This is a genomic window from Pseudomonas sp. Root329 (genome assembly GCF_001424925.1).
Taxonomy (GTDB): domain Bacteria; phylum Pseudomonadota; class Gammaproteobacteria; order Pseudomonadales; family Pseudomonadaceae; genus Aquipseudomonas; species Aquipseudomonas arabinosi.
On sequence record NZ_LMCV01000028.1, the window covers coordinates 1 to 13,489 of the forward strand.

At 59.3% G+C, this 13,489-nt stretch carries 12 protein-coding genes; 1 reads left to right on the forward strand and 11 read right to left on the reverse strand.

Annotated features, from left to right (window positions below; translation table 11 throughout):
- Positions 1–113: 113 nt before the first annotated feature.
- The 7 genes from ASC74_RS20435 to ASC74_RS20465 all read right to left on the reverse strand — a co-directional run bounded on the left by ASC74_RS20435 (position 114) and on the right by ASC74_RS20465 (position 9,941).
- The gene (locus tag ASC74_RS20435; protein ID WP_056743537.1) at positions 114–1,607 is read right to left on the reverse strand and encodes a sensor domain-containing diguanylate cyclase; all 1,494 of its coding nucleotides are present in this window, start codon (positions 1,605–1,607) and stop codon (positions 114–116) included.
- Positions 1,608–1,754: 147 nt separating this feature from the next.
- Positions 1,755–3,074, reverse strand: a complete 1,320-nt coding sequence (locus ASC74_RS20440; RefSeq protein ID WP_056743539.1) for an OprD family porin — start codon at positions 3,072–3,074, stop codon at positions 1,755–1,757.
- 195 nt (positions 3,075–3,269) lie between these two features.
- Entirely contained in the window at positions 3,270–3,494 is a 225-nt protein-coding gene (locus ASC74_RS20445; RefSeq protein WP_056743541.1) for a hypothetical protein, read from the reverse strand.
- Positions 3,495–3,641: 147 nt separating this feature from the next.
- Positions 3,642–5,006 carry a heavy metal sensor histidine kinase gene (locus ASC74_RS20450; RefSeq protein ID WP_056743542.1) on the reverse strand — a complete coding sequence of 455 codons (1,365 nt, stop codon included), beginning with the start codon at positions 5,004–5,006 and terminating at the stop codon, positions 3,642–3,644.
- A complete protein-coding gene (locus ASC74_RS20455) occupies positions 4,996–5,673 on the reverse strand; it encodes a heavy metal response regulator transcription factor (RefSeq protein WP_007916978.1) in 678 nt (225 codons plus the stop codon). Before ASC74_RS20455 ends, ASC74_RS20450 begins: the two co-directional genes overlap by 11 nt.
- 9 nt (positions 5,674–5,682) lie before the next feature.
- Positions 5,683–8,784: a multidrug efflux RND transporter permease subunit gene (locus ASC74_RS20460; RefSeq protein ID WP_056743545.1), complete on the reverse strand. Its 3,102-nt coding sequence runs from the start codon at positions 8,782–8,784 to the stop codon at positions 5,683–5,685.
- Positions 8,781–9,941: an efflux RND transporter periplasmic adaptor subunit gene (locus ASC74_RS20465; protein WP_056743546.1), complete on the reverse strand. Its 1,161-nt coding sequence runs from the start codon at positions 9,939–9,941 to the stop codon at positions 8,781–8,783. The genes ASC74_RS20460 and ASC74_RS20465 overlap by 4 nt, the downstream gene beginning before the upstream one ends.
- 289 nt (positions 9,942–10,230) lie before the next feature.
- Here ASC74_RS20465 and ASC74_RS20470 point away from each other — a divergent pair, with 289 nt between their 5' ends.
- Positions 10,231–10,488, forward strand: a complete 258-nt coding sequence (locus tag ASC74_RS20470) for a hypothetical protein (protein ID WP_008147542.1) — start codon at positions 10,231–10,233, stop codon at positions 10,486–10,488.
- Between the two features lie 83 nt (positions 10,489–10,571).
- Here ASC74_RS20470 and ASC74_RS20475 read toward each other — a convergent pair whose 3' ends face one another.
- The 4 genes from ASC74_RS20475 to ASC74_RS20490 form a co-directional block, all read right to left on the reverse strand.
- Positions 10,572–11,321: a YkgJ family cysteine cluster protein gene (locus ASC74_RS20475; RefSeq protein WP_056743548.1), complete on the reverse strand. Its 750-nt coding sequence runs from the start codon at positions 11,319–11,321 to the stop codon at positions 10,572–10,574.
- An 83-nt stretch (positions 11,322–11,404) separates the two neighbouring features.
- Positions 11,405–11,731, reverse strand: a complete 327-nt coding sequence (locus ASC74_RS20480; RefSeq protein WP_056743550.1) for a hypothetical protein — start codon at positions 11,729–11,731, stop codon at positions 11,405–11,407.
- Between the two features lie 154 nt (positions 11,732–11,885).
- Complete coding sequence (locus tag ASC74_RS20485; protein WP_056743552.1) at positions 11,886–12,344, reverse strand: GNAT family N-acetyltransferase; 459 nt, start codon at positions 12,342–12,344, stop codon at positions 11,886–11,888.
- Positions 12,345–12,371: 27 nt separating this feature from the next.
- Positions 12,372–13,274: a chemotaxis protein CheV gene (locus tag ASC74_RS20490; RefSeq protein ID WP_008147551.1), complete on the reverse strand. Its 903-nt coding sequence runs from the start codon at positions 13,272–13,274 to the stop codon at positions 12,372–12,374.
- Between the last annotated feature and the right edge of the window lie 215 nt (positions 13,275–13,489).

A 13,489-nucleotide genomic window follows, 5' to 3' on the forward strand; every position in this document is an offset into this window, starting at 1 on the left:
GTATCAAGCTGAAGCTGAACGGACTGAGCCCTGTCGAATACAGGACTCAATTCGTTCAGGCCTAGATCGACAATCGTCCAACTTTTTGGGGTCAGTCCAGAGCGTGGGAACGATCAGGCGGCGACCACCCGATTACGCCCACTTTCCTTGGCCTGATACAGCGCCTTGTCCGCTGCAAACAATAGCTGTTCCAGACTGATCTCGGCGGAGGTGGTCCAGGTACTGATACCGATACTGACAGTAATCGGCGACTCGGCACCTGGCACCAGCGGCAATTGCTCCACTGTCGCTCGGATGTGTTCGGCAATCTGTTGCGCTCCCTGGCTGTCGGTTTCCGCGAGAATCACCGAAAACTCTTCGCCGCCGTAACGGGCGACCAGATCCGCTGGTCGCCTCACATTGTCGGAGATCACCTTGGCCAGCGAGCGCAAGGCATCATCGCCACCCTGATGCCCATGACGATCGTTGAACGCCTTGAAGTGGTCGACATCAATCATCAGCAGCGACAATGGCTGGCCGGAACGTTGAGCGCGAAACCACTCATGACGCAGGACCTGATCCAGCGTTCGGCGGTTGGCCAGGCCGGTCAAGGCATCGGTGGCCGCCAGTTGCGCCAGTTCCTGTTCGGCGTTGTGGCGCAGGCGCAGTTCCCGATTGAGCAGCCAAGTCAGCCAGAGCAGGCTCACGCACAGGGCAATGGTCGCAAAGCTGACCACCGCCGCAGTGCGCTTCCAGGCCGCGAAGACCTCATCACTGGACAGCGCAACGATGACGATCAAAGGCAAGTTTCCGACCTTGGAGAAGGTGTACAAGCGCTTGTCATGGTATCGATCGGACATGCTGGTGAAGCTGCCGTTGCCTTCTTTGACGATGCGCTGGAAATTGGGGCGGTTACTGAAGTTCTTGCCGATCAGCTCTTCGGCCAGACGTGGTTGCTGAGCCAGAAGAGTCCCGTCCTTGCTAATCAGATTGACCGTGCTGTCGCGGCCGATGCTCAAACTGTTGAACAACTGATCGAAGTAACTCAACCGCATGGCGGCTTCGGCTACGCCCAGGAACTCACCTTGGGAGCCGTTCACCCGCCGGCTGAAACTGATACGCCAATCCTGTTCGGGCGACCTGGCTCTGAAAGGGGGACTGATGAACATGCCCGGGTCCGGGTTGTTCACGTGAGACTGGAAGTATTCGCGGTCGGCGTAGTTGCCCTGCCTGGGCTCCACCGAAGCCGAGTCGGCGATCACGTCGCCCTTGTTGTCGAGCAACAAAATGTTGCCCTTGTACGGCGCGGCGCTGGCGCGGTCGAAATAGGCCAGATGGCGAATGGCTGGAGAAACGCTCTTGAGGTCTTCTCGCTGGGAGGCAGCGATCAAACCCAGCAGGGACACATCATAGAGTTCGACATTGCGCAGCACGTCGGCATCGATCAATTGCACGATATTGTTGGCGGCACGAGCGGCGGACAATTCAGCATGGGCGCGTTCGCGGATCAGCAAGAACGCCACGATGCTGAGTATCGCAATCACCAACAACAAACTACCGAGAACCAGAAGCCGCTCCGATCGTGTCGAACGGATCGGATGTTGAGATTTCGCACTGCTCACACTCATGGTTCTGACTTCTGCTAATGAGGCGTTATAAAAGTGTTTTGCAAGACTCAGGCAGAATCCCAGAAACCGTTTGCGTTCGGAGCGCCTGTATAAATCCCGGATAAAAAAAAGGCCAGCAAAACATGCTGGCCTTTTGCTTATTGAAGCTTAGAAGACATTGAGCGGGTAGTCGACGATCACCCGGTATTCATCGGTGTCCTGATCCAGCACGCCGTAACCGTTGCCGCCACGGTTGGTCGCCCATTGCAGACGTAGCGCCAGGTTTTTGGCCTTGCCGCCCTGAACCACATACTTGAGATCAATGTCGCGTTCCCAGTGCTTGGCGTTTTTGCCATCAGCGCTGTACCACGAGGCGTAACCGGGGCTGTCCGGATCGACCTTGGTCAGGTCCAGTTCACCTCGGGAGTAAGAGACGGCCGAGGTCAGGCCGGGCAGGCCGAGCCCGACAAAGTCGTAGGCGTACTTGAGTTTCCATGAGCGTTCGTTCGGGCCGTTGAAGTCCGAGTACTGTTGGGAGTTGTCGAGGTAGACGCTGTCGCCCTGGCTGATGTAGTCGAACGGCGTGTTGCCGTTGACCCGCTGATACGCGGCGGTAACGCTGTGATTGCCCACCCCGACGGTGAAATGCAGGCTGTAGGTGTTGTTGTCGATGTTGCCCAGCAGCGCATTGCCGGTGTCTTGCGTGTGATAGGCATGCAGGCCCGGGTTGAGGCTGACCATATCGTTCAAGGCGTAGGTGTAATCCAGGTCGTAGTAATACTGGTTCCAGATGTCCTTGAGTTCGGAAGCATAGAGGCTGCTGGTCAACCCCGGCAGGCCGCTCCAGGCGACACCGGCCCAGTTCAGGTGCCGGCTTTCGTCACCGTCGGCCAGGCTACCGTAGGACGTGCCGATTCGGGTGTGTCCGCTCTGGTTGTATGGCTTGGTGAAACTGGCCTGACCACCTTCAATCATCCAGCCGTCAAAACTGTGGTTGGTCAGGCTGACGCCGCGAAAGGTCTGCGGCAGCATGCGGGTTTCGCCGCCGGCGATCACCGGGTTGGTGAGGAACAAGTCACCGGCCTTCAGTTCGGTATCGAAGGCACGCATTTTTAGCGTGCCACCCGCCGTCGAGAACGAACCCGGTGCTTTGCCGTTGCCATCGCTGACCGGCAGGATGCTCGAATTATCAGTGCCGCCACCGCCGTCGAGCTTGAGCCCGAGCATGGCGTGGGCATCAATACCGAAACCGACGGTGCCTTGGGTGTAACCCGATTTGAAGAGGCCGAGGAAACCCTGGCCCCATTCAATGTTGTCGTCCGTCTGCTGCAGGCGGTTGCGGTTCATGTAGTAGTTACGGGCGTTGAGGTTGAGGCTCGAACCTTCAACAAAACCTTCGGCGTTTGAGTCGTCTGCGGCGTGAGCAGCAGGCGCCACCGTTGCAGCGATTGCAATGAATAACGGGCTGAATCTAAGAGGGAAACGCACTAGCGGTAAAGCTCCTTGGGTCAACTAAGAGCCTCATTGTTTTGAGACTCCGGATGTTTCTTGTTAGGGAAGACGAACTGAAGCTGTTTAAAACCACAACGAAAAAAAGCCGCTGATAGCAGCGGCTTTGAAGACAACTTTTCAAAGGGAAGAGCCGATGAAAAGTGTCGAGGGAAACAGAGTGATACTGGGCAATCAGCTGTCTTTCTCAACCACTGGCTGGGCCTGAGTGCTCGACGCTTGAGGGGTTTGCGCAGCTTCCTGAGCCTTGGCCGTCATTTCGCTCTGATACTGTTCGAATGCCGCAGCGCGTGCGGAATTTTGCGCGACGAACGTCTGCGACTCTTCAGCGATGGCGAACGGAGACAGAAACAAAGAGGACAAAACGAAAGCGCTGGCAATACCCATAGTATTGGACATCTTTAAACCTTCTTGCTTGGCAAGTGCTGTTTGGTGCGGCAAAGATAAGGGGGATTGGAGAGGGGAAAAAGAGCGGATTCATGAAAGGACTGTTGCGCTTAAGGCAACAGTTGGCCGGCCGGCTGCGGTCCGGGCATCGCGTTGGGGTTAAACGGGGAGGTGAATCCCGAAGGTATTCATGCCGTGATCACTGCGCACAAACACATCCCCGCCGTGCATCAGCGCAATCGCCTTGACGATCGCCAACCCCAACCCATGGTTGTTGCCACTGTTGCTGCGCGACGCATCGACCCGATAAAAACGCTCAAACAATCGCGGCAAATGCTCGCTGGCAATCGGCGACCCAGGGTTCGCAACCCCGATGCTGACCTGATGCTCCTCAACTTCGATCCGCACCTCAATCACCTGGCCAGGCTCGGTGTGCTGCACCGCATTGCTTAGCAGATTAATCAACGCCCGGCGCAGATGAGCAATCTCGATCCGCACCTGAGCGTCACCACTGACCTGCACCTGAACCTGCGCGTCTTCAAGAATGAAATCCAGGTACTCCAACGTCGTTGCCACTTCGTCGGCCAGCGAGGTGGACGTCAGTTTGGTGGCTTTGCTGCCCTGGTCCGCGCTGGCGAGAAACAGCATGTCATTGATGATCGAGCGCAGTCGCTCAAGCTCTTCAAGGTTCGATTGCAGCACTTCAAAGTAGTGTTCGGCGGATCGCCCGCGGGTCAGCGCGACTTGGGTCTGGCCGATCAGATTGGTCAGCGGCGAGCGCAGTTCGTGGGCCACGTCCGCGTTGAACGACTCAAGGCGCGAGTAAGCCTGTTCGACCCGCTCCAGTGTCGAGTTAAACGAATTGACGAACTGTTTCAGTTCCGGCGGTAGCGGCGACAATTGCAGGCGACCGGACAACAGCGGTGGGGCCAGTCGCTGGGCTTCCTGGGACAACTTGATCAGCGGCTTGAGGCCGATCCGCGCCACCCAATAACCGAGGGCCGACGCCAGCAACACACCGATGATCGCCAGGCTGATCAGGGCAATCAGCAAATGGTGCTGAGTTTGCAGAAACGTCTCGGTGTCGATGCCGATCATGAAGCGCAACGGCGGGCGTTGATCCTTGGCCGGGAACTGGCTGACCAGCACTTTCAGCGGATAAGGCTGATCCGGCAGATTCAAGTCGCGCATGCCCAGCGGCCCTTCGGCAAAGGCGCGGATCTGCGGCGTCAGGTTGCCGTATTCGTAGTGCGGATCACCGCTGATGATCCAGAAGCTGATGCGCTTGTCTTCTTCGCCGAGCAGCTTGAGCTTGTTGTTGATCTTCACCCAATGCTCGGGCGTGCCGTAACGCCCGACCGTGGATTCGAGCACGCTGTAGCGCGCGTCCAGTTCAGCCTCGGGCAACAGGCCCAGACCTTTATCGACTTGCTGATACAGCGCCCAGCCGATCAACAGAAACACCAAAAGCGCCACCAGCGTGAACATCCCGCTCAGGCGTAGCGCAATCGAATTACTGGACACCACGGCTCTCCAGCACATAACCCATGCCACGAATCGTGTGCAGCAGTTTCTCGTCGAACGGCCCATCGAGCTTGGCCCGCAAGCGTTTGATCGCGACCTCGACGACGTTGGCGTCGCTGTCGAAATTGATATCCCAGACCATTTCGGCGATGGCGGTTTTCGACAGGATTTCACCCTGACGGCGGGCCAATACGCTGAGCAGCGAGAACTCCTTGGCGGTCAGGTCCAGGCGTGTGCCGGCGCGGGTGGCCTTGCGGCTGATCAAATCTATCCACAGGTCGGCGATGCTCACTTGCACCGGTTCGTGGCCGCCGCTGCGACGCGTCAGCGCTTGCAGGCGCGCTACCAGTTCGAGAAAGGAAAACGGTTTGCCAAGGTAATCGTCGGCACCGTCGCGCAGGCCTTTGATCCGGTCTTCCACACGCTCGCGGGCGGTGAGCATGATCACCGGGGTTTGCTTGCGCGCACGTAATGCGCGCAGTACGCCGAAGCCGTCGAGGCCCGGCAGCATGACGTCGAGGACGATCACCGCGTAGTCGCTTTCCAGCGCCAGGTGCAGGCCTTCGACGCCGTCGCGCGCCAAGTCCACGGTGTAACCCTGTTCCGTCAGGCCGCGGTGCAGATAATCCGCGGTTTTTTCTTCGTCTTCGATAATCAGAACGCGCATGACCCCGCCTCAGTCTGTGGTCGCCAGCACCGGTAGCGGTGCAGGTTTGGGCCGATGGAAAAGCCGCTCAAGCCACAAGTATATGACCGGAGTGGTGAACAACGTCAGCGCCTGGCTCACCAGCAAGCCGCCGACCACCGCGATCCCCAAGGGTTGGCGCAGTTCGGCGCCGGTGCCGTAACCGAGCATCAATGGCAGCGCGCCGAGCAGGGCGGCGAGCGTGGTCATGATGATCGGCCGGAACCGCGTGATACAGGCCTGGTAGATCGCTTCTTCCGGCGGCAGGCCACCCTTGCGCTGGGCTTCGAGCGCGAAGTCGATCATCAGGATGCCGTTCTTCTTCACGATCCCGATCAGCAACACCAGCCCGATCAGCGCCATGATCGAAAAGTCCTGCCCGCAAATCCACAACATGATCACCGCGCCAAGCCCCGCCGACGGCAGGGTCGAGATGATGGTCAGCGGATGCACGAAGCTCTCGTAAAGCACGCCGAGAATGATGTACACCGCCACCAGCGCCGCCAGGATCAGCCATGGCTGACTGGCCAGCGAACTCTGGAACGCCTGGGCCGCGCCCTGGAAGTTGCCGCTCATGGCGGCCGGCATGCCGATTTCGGCCTTGGCCTGGTTGAGCATGATCACCGCATCGCCCAGCGCCACGCCGGGCGCGAGGTTGAACGACAGGTTGGCGGCCGGGAACATGCCGTCATGGGCGATCGACAACGGGCCAACCGTCGGCGCATCGAATTTGGCCAGCGCCGACAGTGGCACCATTTCCCCACTCAGCGGTGAGCGCAGGTAGAAATAGTTGAGGCTTTCGGCCTTGCCGCGCTGCTTGGTGTCCAGTTCCAGAATCACGTTGTACTGGTTGATCTGAGTCTGGAATTCATTGATCTGCCGCTGGCCGAAGGCGTCGTACAGCGCTTCATCGACATCACTGGCGGTCAGGCCGAAACGTGCGGCGGCGCTGCGGTCGATGCTGATGTGGGTGATGCTGCCACCCAGTTGCAGGTCATTGGAAATGTCACGGAACGCCGGGTTACTGCGCAGTTTTTCCGTGAGGCGCTGGGTCCAGGTGCTGAGGACTGCACCGTCGTTGCTCTTGAGCACGTATTGGTACTGCGCACGGCTCGGGCCGGAGCTGAGGTTGATGTCTTGCCCGGCGCGCAGGTACAGCACGATGCCCGGGACTTTCATCAATTGCGGACGAATCCGGTCGATGAACTGGCTGGCGGAGACGTCGCGGTCGCCGCGCTTTTTCAGGGAGATCCAGAAGCGACCGTTGGCGATGGTCTGGTTGCTGCCCGAAACGCCGACCGAGTGGGAAAACGCCGCGACCGCCGGATCCGCGGCGACGATTTCGGCCATCGCCAGGTGTTTTTTCACCATGTCGCCGTAGGAAATATCAGCGGCGGCTTCGGTGGTGCCAAGGACGAAACCGGTGTCCTGTACCGGGAAGAAACCTTTAGGGATGAAGATGTAACCGGCGATGGCCAGACCGAGGGACAGGCCGAACACGCCGATCATCAGCTTCTGGTGGGCGAGGGCGCGGCGCAGAAGTTTTTCATAACCTGCCAGCAAGCGTTCGCCAAACGTAGGCTTGCTGTGGGCGTGATGCACCGGCGCGCGCATGAACAGCGCAGCAAGCGTTGGCGCCAAGGTCAGGGACACCACGACCGAAATCATGATGGTCGAGGTGGCCGTCAGTGCGAATTCCTTGAACAGCCGTCCGACCACGCCGCCCATGAACAGCAGCGGAATAAACGCCGCCACCAGTGAGAAACTGATGGAAACCACAGTAAAACCAATCTCGCCGGCACCTTTGATCGCCGCCTCGCGCATGCCGTCGCCAGCCTCCAGATGACGGTGAATGTTCTCCACCACCACAATCGCATCGTCGACCACAAACCCCACGGCCACCACGATCGCCACCAGCGTCAGGTTGTTCAGGCTGAAACCCATGATGTACATCAGGGCGAAACTGGCGATCAGGGACACACCGAGTACCGCGGATACGATCATCGTCGCCGACCATTGGCGCAGGAACAGCGCCATCACCGCCACCACCAGCAGGATCGCGATCAGCAGGGTGACTTCCACTTCGTGCAGGGAAGCGCGGATGGTCTGGGTGCGGTCGACCAGAACTTTGACCTGCACTGAGGCTGGCAGCATGGCTTCGAGGCCGGGCAGGGCGGCCTGAATGCGATCCACGGTTTCGACGATGTTGGCGCCCGGTTGCCGGGAAATCACCAGGTTCACCCCAGGCTTGTCACCGGCCCAGGCTTGCACGTAGGCATCTTCCGAACCGTTGACGACTTTGGCCACATCCTTGAGGTGAACCGGGGCGCCGTCCTTGTAGGAAACAATAAGTTGGCTGTATTCCTCAGGGTGGAACAACTGGTCGTTGGTCGACAGCGTCGAGATGCTCGACTCGCCGTACAGCGCCCCTTTGGCCAGGTTGAGGCTGGTGTTCTGGATCGCCAGACGAATGTCCGCCAGGGTCAGGCCGATGGCCGCGAGTTTGTCCGCCGAAGCCTGTACGCGAATCGCCGGACGTTGCTGGCCAGTGATGTTGATTTGGCCTACGCCGTCGATCTGACTGATCTGACGGGCGAGCAGGGTTTCCACCAAGTCGCTGAGTTCGGTGCCGGGCATTTGGGTCGAGTTGACGCTGAGGATCAGTACCGGGCTGTCAGCCGGGTTGACCTTCCTCCAGGTCGGCAGGGTCGGCATGTCTTTGGGCAGTTTGCCGGCGGCGGTGTTGATCGCGGCCTGAACTTCCTGAGCGGCGGTGTCGATGCTTTTGTCGAGGGTGAATTGCAGGGTCAGGTTGGTCGAACCCAGCGCGCTGCTCGAGGTCATCTGGGTCACGCCGGGGATGGCGCTGAATTGCACTTCAAGCGGCGTGGCCACCGAAGAAGCCATGGTCTCCGGGCTGGCGCCGGGTAATTGCGCGGCGACCTGAATCGTCGGGAATTCGGCTTCCGGCAACGGCGCGATGGGCAGGCGCGGGAAGGCGATGACCCCGAGCAGCACCAGCGCAAAGGTCAGCAGGATCGTCGCGACCGGATGATCGATGCACCAGGCAGAGATCGAGCCATGACCCTTCATGGTTTCGGCTCCGATTGGACCACTTGCGGTGGATCACTCAGGACCTGGACCGTCGAACCAGGCTTGAGCCGCGACTGGCCGTCGCTGACCAGCACGTCGCCCGGTTTGACGCCTTTGATGATGTCCTGGCCGCTGCCTTGATAGACCATTTGCACTTGTACGGTCTCGACCTTATCGCCGTTGACCCGGTACACGAAATGTTGATCGAGCCCGCGTTGTACGACAGTGGGTGGCACCACCAGCGCATCTTTATCCAGCGCCGTCTGAATCTTTACCGTCACCAACAGGCCCGGCCAGAGCTTCTGTCCGGGGTTGTCGAATTCAGCCTTGGCGCGGATGGTCCCGGTGTTGGCGTTGATCTGGTTGTCGATCAGGGTCAAATGACCTTCGCCTAGCAGATTGCCGGTTTCGCCGTCAGTGTCGGCGCCGATGTAGGCCTTCACTTTTGCACGTTGTGGGTCGCCGATCAGACCCTGCAGGGTCGGCAGCATTTGCTGTGGCAGGGAGAACTCCACGGCGATCGGGTCGATCTGGGTCACCGTGAACAAGCCTTGAGCGTCGGTCATGCGCAGGAAGTTGCCTTCGTCCACCGTGCGAATACCGACGCGACCGGTGACCGGAGAGCGAATCTGTGTGTAGGAGAGCTGCACCTGAGCGGCGTCGATCGAAGCCTGGTTACCTTGGGCAGTGGCTTTGAGTTGGTTGACCAACGCCTGTTGCTGGTCATAAGTCTGTTTGGATACGCCGTCGTCCACGCTCAGTAGCTTGTAGCGTTTGAGGTTGACCAGCGCGACTTGCAATTGCGCCTGACTTTCGCCCAATTGCGCTCGTGCCTGATCGAGACTGGCGCGGATCGAGCGGTCGTCGATGGTGGCGAGCAGGTCGCCTTTGCTCACCAGTTGACCTTCCTTGACCAGGATTTTGGTGAGGATGCCGTCGATTTGCGGGCGCACTACAACGCTGTGCAGGGACAGCACCGAGCCGATGCCGCTGACGTAGCGGGGGACGTCTTTTTCGGTGACGTTGACCACGCGTACGGGAATGGCGGTTGGGGCGGCGAGTTTCGCCGTGACAGGTTTGGTGGCATACCACAGGCCCAGCGCTGCCAGAACGATCAGAAGGGCTGCGAGCAGGGCGGGGTTTTTCTGAATTCGCATGCGAGTGGGGCGCCAGGCTAGGTGGTCGGAGTTTTGTCAGGTTGATACCTTCCTTTATAAACCTCTTAGCCCGTCAGGAAGGTGACTGCTAACTGACGGCGCTGTCAGTTTGGACCTCTGCGGGTCGACGCCGATCCCCTGTAGATACCGTCTTGAACCTCGCCGACCAAGACACAAAACCCGACGGACTCGCTTACGGCTTGAAGCTTGCGGCTCCCGACACAGGTATACTGCCGCCTTTCGCGGCTCGCTGATCGGGCCCGACTCTATTGCATCACCCGGAGCTTTCATGACTTCCCCGACACAACCGCCGGTTGCCGACGCTTTGAGCGACGACCAGGCAGACCTGCCAGACAGCGTCGACTCCAGCGCAGACAGCGAAACCAAAGCCGAGATCCCGGCGTTCAAGTTCCCGTTCAAGCCGGGCGACCTGGCCGCAGCGAAGAACGCCAGCCAGCCCTGGTACAAAAACGGCGCCAAGAACGGCCATACCAAAACCCCCGGTGCAGCGCCTCCCGGTACTCGTCGTTCGATGGGTAAACGCTGAGTTTTAAACTCTGCGATGCCTGATCTAGCCCCTTCGCGAGCTTGCTCGCGAAGGGGGCCGTCAAAGGCAATACACCTTCTGGATCAAGCCGCTCGCAACGAAATAAACGCGTAGTTCACTGGCGCATCCGTCGCCACTTGCGCACCCGCCGCTTGCACTTGCCCGGCAATGTCCTCGCCCGACACATGAAACAACCAGTCAGCGCCTGACTCAGCCAATGGCTGCGCCGCAACCTGATCGATGACCCTCGCAAACGCTGTCATGTCCGGCAGATAAGCGGTAAACCCATCACCCTTCAACGCTGTCGTCCGAATCCCCAACAACGCGCAAATCGCCTCCTTGGTCCGAATGTCATCGCGATCCGCCTGGCGGGAGCGCTGGATTAATCCGACCAGTTCCTGATCCACCAATTCACCACCCACAATCAGATCCGGTCCCTTTTCCCACGACTCGGGAGGACATTCCTTCACGGCAATGTTCAGGGGGATGTGCGGATTGATTTCCATCGGGTAGATGCGGCACACCAGCGGCCGGCGTTCGTAGATGCGGCAGAGGTTGTCTTCGTCAAGATTCCGGCAAGGACCGACGTTGTAGGCGGCAAAGGTGATGGCAATGTATGCCTCGGATGCGCCGCTTCGAACCCTCACCGAGCGGCGTTCGGCGTGTTCGCGTTGCTGTACCGGCAAGCCTAGGCCATTACCCAGGAAACCTTCCACCAGCACGATCACCTGACCGCCATCGGCCGCCCACATCCGGGCTTCGGGCAGGGTCAGGGGCACGTGGTGGTCGTTGCAGCATTTGCCACAGCCTACGCAGGAAAACGTCGTATTCATTGAACGGCCAGTCGCATAAAAAGACATGAAACGGCGACAGAATGCCGCCGCAAAGGCCGCTAACGAAGCAAGTTATGCGCCAGTCACTGCGCTTTGGTGGTGGGGCGGATGGAGTCCCATTCGGAGACGTAAGCGGTTTTGCTTTTCTTGTTGTAGAGACACAGTTCAGTGCCTTGCTGGCCTTTCATGTGTTTTTGCGGGTATTGGCCTTGCAACAGAAGTGCGGTGTAGCCAACCCGGTCATCGAACTGCGCGGCGTTGCCCACGGGTTTGGCATTCGTCAAACCGCTGGCCTTGGTGCAACTGGCGAGCACGGCTTTGTCGTCAGCGGCCCAGGCGTCGGGGCTGGAGGCGTGGGTCTGGGTGGCGAGGGCGGCGAGGCAGAGGAGGGTCAGGCTTGCTGCTTTCATGGGGGCGGGCATCCTTGGGGGTGTTTTGGCCAAGGTTGGAGTATGCCTGATGGTTTCAGGTTGAATGTGTCGGCCCCTTCGCGAGCAAGCCCGCTCCCACATTTGCTCTGCATCGGACACAGATTTTGTGTACGACGAAGATCCATTGTGGGAGTCAGGCCGGAACCGGTTCCCGGCGGACCACGCGCATTCCGGCGTTTTCATACAAACGCTGCGCTCTAAGGTTGTCTTCCAATACCTTCAAGTCGACAAAACCTTCGCGCCGCTGCTGAAATATCTTGAAAGCATGCAGCAGCAATGCGCGTCCTAATCCTTGCCCCTGAGCCCGTGGATGCACCACCAGGTTTTTGATGTAGGCGCTGGTCCAGCACTGGCACACGCCGACGATACCTTCGGCATCCAGAGCGATAAAGCACAGACTCGGATCATATTCAGGATCGGTTTCAAAACGCTGTTGCCAGACGTCGAGTGCCGGCACGCGACCGCCACCTTGCTGATAGCCCAGTTCCATCAAACGATGAACGGCTTCTGCCAGTTCGGGGCGGTAGTCGCTGAGGACGATTCCCTGAGGCCAAGCAATCGCAGGCACAACTTCAGCGAGGTTGCGCCGCATTAGAAAGCAGAAGTCCTTGCTCAAGCCTCAATGACCTTGTTCAGCGACAGCCTTGGCTGCTTCGATCAGGCACTTGGTCAGTTCTGGCGAGGAGAACTTGGTAAGCACTGCGTTCGCGCCGGCAAGACGGGCCTTTTCGCTGTTCATCGCACTGTCCAAAGAGGTGTGCAGCAGAACATAAAGGTGCGAAAAGTCCGGGGTTTCGCGCAAGGTGCGGGTGAAGGCGTAACCGTCCATCTCTGACATTTCGATGTCCGAGACGATCAGGTTGATCTGCTGGGCCGTGCCTTGCAGGTCCAACAGGCAGTCAATGGCTTCCTTGGCGCTGCGGGCGGTGTGGCATTGCAGGCCGAGGTTGCGCAGGGTGTGCACCGATTGCTGCAACGCCACCTGGCTGTCATCGACCACCAGAATCCGTGCGTTGCCGAGTACTTCGGCGTCTTCCATGCTCAGTTCGGTCGGGGCCGTTTCGATCTGCGCCGGGGCGATGCCATGGATCACTTTTTCGATGTCCAGCACCTGTACCAACGTACCGTCGACCGAGGTCACGCCAGTGATGTACGAGCGCACGCCGCCAGAGCCAAAGGGCGGCGGACGGATGTCGGTGGTCAGGCAGTGGACGATCTTGCTCACGGCTTGAACGTGCAAACCCTGCTTGGAGCGGCTGACATCGGTGACGATCAGGCAGCCACCGTTCGGGTCTTCCAGCGGCCGTTCGCCGATGGCGCGGCTGAGGTCGATCACCGACAACGAGGCACCGCGCAGGGTGGCGATGCCTTTGACGTGGGGATGCGACTCCGGCAGCTTGGTCAGCGGCGGGCAGGGAATGATTTCACTGACTTTCAGCAGGTTGATCGCCATCAGCTTGCCGCTGCGCAAGGTAAACAGCAGAAGCGAAAGTGAATCTGCGCGGGCTTTATTTGAAGACATAAAAACCTTCTGTGGAAAAAGGTGATGGGCGACCGCTAGGATCGCCAACAGCTATCGATGCCGGGTTATCGACTTGTTGCGGGCAGGCTTTAGGGTTTTTCCGTCGCCAGACCGGTCAGTGCGATCCCTGTAGCAGCTGCCGAAGGCTGCGTCCGGCTGCGAAGCAGTCGTAAACCCTGTCCCCGGTGCATCAGATACAACACGGTGAATCGTTT

Bases quoted from the DNA above. Each gene is read 5' to 3' on its own strand.
- ASC74_RS20470 (WP_008147542.1), top strand. From the start codon at position 10,231: ATGACTTCCCCGACACAACCGCCGGTTGCCGACGCTTTGAGCGACGAC.
- ASC74_RS20480 (WP_056743550.1), bottom strand. From the start codon at position 11,731: ATGAAAGCAGCAAGCCTGACCCTCCTCTGCCTCGCCGCCCTCGCCACC.
- ASC74_RS20460 (WP_056743545.1), bottom strand. From the start codon at position 8,784: ATGAAGGGTCATGGCTCGATCTCTGCCTGGTGCATCGATCATCCGGTC.
- ASC74_RS20490 (WP_008147551.1), bottom strand. From the start codon at position 13,274: ATGTCTTCAAATAAAGCCCGCGCAGATTCACTTTCGCTTCTGCTGTTT.
- ASC74_RS20455 (WP_007916978.1), bottom strand. From the start codon at position 5,673: ATGCGCGTTCTGATTATCGAAGACGAAGAAAAAACCGCGGATTATCTG.
- ASC74_RS20475 (WP_056743548.1), bottom strand. From the start codon at position 11,321: ATGAATACGACGTTTTCCTGCGTAGGCTGTGGCAAATGCTGCAACGAC.
- ASC74_RS20465 (WP_056743546.1), bottom strand. From the start codon at position 9,941: ATGCGAATTCAGAAAAACCCCGCCCTGCTCGCAGCCCTTCTGATCGTT.
- ASC74_RS20445 (WP_056743541.1), bottom strand. From the start codon at position 3,494: ATGTCCAATACTATGGGTATTGCCAGCGCTTTCGTTTTGTCCTCTTTG.
- ASC74_RS20485 (WP_056743552.1), bottom strand. From the start codon at position 12,344: ATGCGGCGCAACCTCGCTGAAGTTGTGCCTGCGATTGCTTGGCCTCAG.
- ASC74_RS20435 (WP_056743537.1), bottom strand. From the start codon at position 1,607: ATGAGTGTGAGCAGTGCGAAATCTCAACATCCGATCCGTTCGACACGA.